Origin of the sequence: Aquabacterium sp. (assembly GCF_041915145.1) — a bacterium.
GTDB lineage: Bacteria > Pseudomonadota > Gammaproteobacteria > Burkholderiales > Burkholderiaceae_C > Aquabacterium.
Genome location: NZ_JAYSBZ010000154.1, coordinates 1 through 2,733 on the forward strand (window position 1 = coordinate 1; position 2,733 = coordinate 2,733).

3 protein-coding genes are annotated in these 2,733 nt (G+C 67.0%); 1 reads left to right on the plus strand and 2 read right to left on the minus strand.

Annotated elements, in window-relative coordinates:
* Positions 1-328, plus strand: a 328-nt coding sequence (locus ACE3SS_RS15380; RefSeq protein ID WP_374595449.1) for a PP2C family serine/threonine-protein phosphatase, incomplete at its 5' end; no start/stop codon positions are given.
* Positions 329-359: 31 nt separating this feature from the next.
* Here ACE3SS_RS15380 and zapE read toward each other — a convergent pair.
* A complete protein-coding gene (gene zapE / locus ACE3SS_RS15385) occupies positions 360-1,457 on the minus strand; it encodes a cell division protein ZapE (protein WP_374595451.1) in 1,098 nt (365 codons plus the stop codon).
* 100 nt (positions 1,458-1,557) lie between these two features.
* The coding region (gene lpdA / locus ACE3SS_RS15390; protein WP_374595453.1) for a dihydrolipoyl dehydrogenase at positions 1,558-2,733 on the minus strand (1,176 nt) is incomplete at its 5' end.

A 2,733-nucleotide genomic window follows, 5' to 3' on the forward strand; every position in this document is an offset into this window, starting at 1 on the left:
GGTGCAACGCCTGATCGACGAAGGCAAGATCACCGAGACCCAGGCCAACACCCATCCGCAAGCCAATCTGCTGACCGGCTGTCTGGGCACCCAGCAGGATCCGCCGGTGGAGATCACCCCGCTGGACCGGATCGAAGTGGGCGACACGCTGCTGGCCTGCTCCGATGGTCTGTGGCACTACCTGACCCCGCGCGAGCTGGGCGCCATCGTCAGCGCGCTGCCGCCACGCGAGGCCAGCGAAATGCTGATCGGCAAAGCCCGTCAACGCGCACGCGGCATGGGTGACAACCTGTCGCTCGCCCTGGTGCGTTTCGACGCCATCGCCTGAGGCCCCTCCGGAAGCCCCAGGGCGCGCCACCTCAGGTCAACGAGGTATCCACCGTCCTGCGTTCGAGCGCCAGGTACTCGGCCGAGCGCATCTCGTTGAGGCGGGACACGGTGCGGGGAAACTCGTGCGCCAAGGGCCCGTCCTGGTACAGCTGCTCGGCCGGCACCGCCGCCGACAAGATCAGCTTGACCCGCCGGTCGTAGAGCACATCCACCAGCAACGTGAAGCGGCGGGCCTCCGACGCCAGACGGGGCGGCATCTGCGGCACCCCGGACAGTAGCAGCGTGTGGAAGCGCGAGGCCAGCTCCAGGTAGTCGTTCTGTGAACGCGGCCCGCCGCACAGGGTCTGGAAGTCGAACCAGATCACGCCGCCCGCGCGCCGACGGGCCTTCAGCTCACGGTGCTCGATGTTGAGCACCGGGTTCTCGTCCGGCGCCTCGGCCAGTTCGTCGAAGGTCCGCGCCATCGCCGCCTCGGCCTCGGGCCCCAGGGGCGTGTGATACAGATCCACCTGCTCCAGGGTGCGACGGCGGTAGTCGACGCCGGCATCGACGTTGATCACCTCCAGATTGGCCTTGAGCAGCTCGATGGCCGGCAAGATGCGGTCGCGGTGCAGGCCGTTGGGATACAGGCCATCGGGGTGGAAGTTGGAGGTGGTGACGATGGACACCCGGTGCGCGAACAGGGATTCGAGCAGCCGGTAGAGGATCATCGCGTCCGTCACATCGGCCACGTGGAATTCGTCAAAGCAGATCAGGCGGTAGCGCCGGGCGATACGGGCACCCAGCTCCTCCAGCGGGTTCTGCCGCCCCTTGAGGTCCTGCAACTGGCGGTGCACCTCGCGCATGAACTCGTGGAAATGCAGGCGCGTCTTGCGCGTCAGCGGCACCGCGCGGTAGAAGCAGTCCATCAGGAAGCTCTTGCCGCGCCCCACCCCGCCGTACATGTACACGCCGCGCGGAATGGGCGGCTTGACCAGCGCCTTGGTGAGCGCGTTGCTGCGGCGGGCCTTGTAGGCCGTCCATTCGTTCTCGCAACGCTCCAGCGCCGCGACGGCGCGCAGTTGGGCCTCGTCGGCCTTGAAGCCGTTCTCGGCAAGCAATTGCTCATACAGCTGGCGAACGCTCATCGGTCAAACCATCTCAAAGGGCAAGAAAAGGCCCGCCGGCCTGGGCAGGCGGGCGGGCCGGTGGGCAAGCCGGGGCGAATGCCCCGGGCCGCCCGGCTGCTCAGAAGTTGAGCGTGCGCTTGTCCACCGCAAGAGCGGCTTCCTTGGTCGCCTCGCTCAGGCTGGGGTGGGCGTGGCAGATGCGCGCGATGTCCTCGGCCGAGGCCTTGAACTCCATCGCCACCACGGCTTCGGAGATCAGCTCCGAGGCCATCGGGCCGATGATGTGCACGCCCAGGATCTCGTCGGTCTTGGCATCAGCCAGAAACTTGACGAAGCCAGTGGTGTCGCCCAGCGCACGGGCCCGGCCGTTGGCCAGGAAGGGGAACTGGCCCGCCTTGTAGGCCACGCCCTCGGCCTTGAGCTGCTGCTCGGTCTTGCCGACCCAGGCGATCTCCGGGCTGGTGTAGATGACCCAGGGGATGGTGCCGAAGTTGACGTGACCGTGCTGACCGGCGATGCGCTCGGCCACCGCCACGCCCTCTTCCTCGGCCTTGTGCGCCAGCATCGGGCCACGCACCACGTCGCCCACCGCCCAGACGCCCGGCAGGTTGGTCTTGCACTCGGCGTCAACGACGATGGCGCCGCGCTCGTCGAGCTGCAGGCCCACGGCCTCGGGGTTCAGGCCGATGGTGTTGGGCACGCGGCCGATCGAGACGATCAGCTTGTCCACCTCCAGCGTCTGGGCCTCGCCCTTGGCGTTGGCATAGCTGAGCGTGATGCTCTTCTTGCCCTTCTTGACCTCGCCGATCTTCACGCCCAGCTCGATCTTCAGACCTTGCTTGGTGAAGACCTTCAGGGCCTCCTTGGCCACGGATTCATCAGCCGCGGCCATGAAGGTCGGCATGGCTTCGAGGATGGTCACCTCGGCGCCCAGGCGGCGCCAGACCGAGCCCATTTCCAGGCCGATGACACCGGAGCCGATCACGCCCAGCTTCTTCGGCACGGCGCCGACGCGCAGTGCGCCGTCGTTGGACAGGATCAGGTCCTCGTCGAACTCGGCCCCCGGCAGTTGGCGGGCATTGGAGCCGGTGGCGATGATGACCTGCTTGGCCACCAGCACCTCTTCGGCGGCGCCGGCCACCTTGACTTCGTAGGCACCGTCCTTGGCACCGGCGAAGGAGCCGCGGCCGTGGAAGAAGCTGACCTTGTTCTTCTTGAACAGGTAGAGGATGCCGTCGTTGTTCTGCTTCACGACGGTGTCCTTGCGGGCCACCATCTTGGCCACGTCCATCTT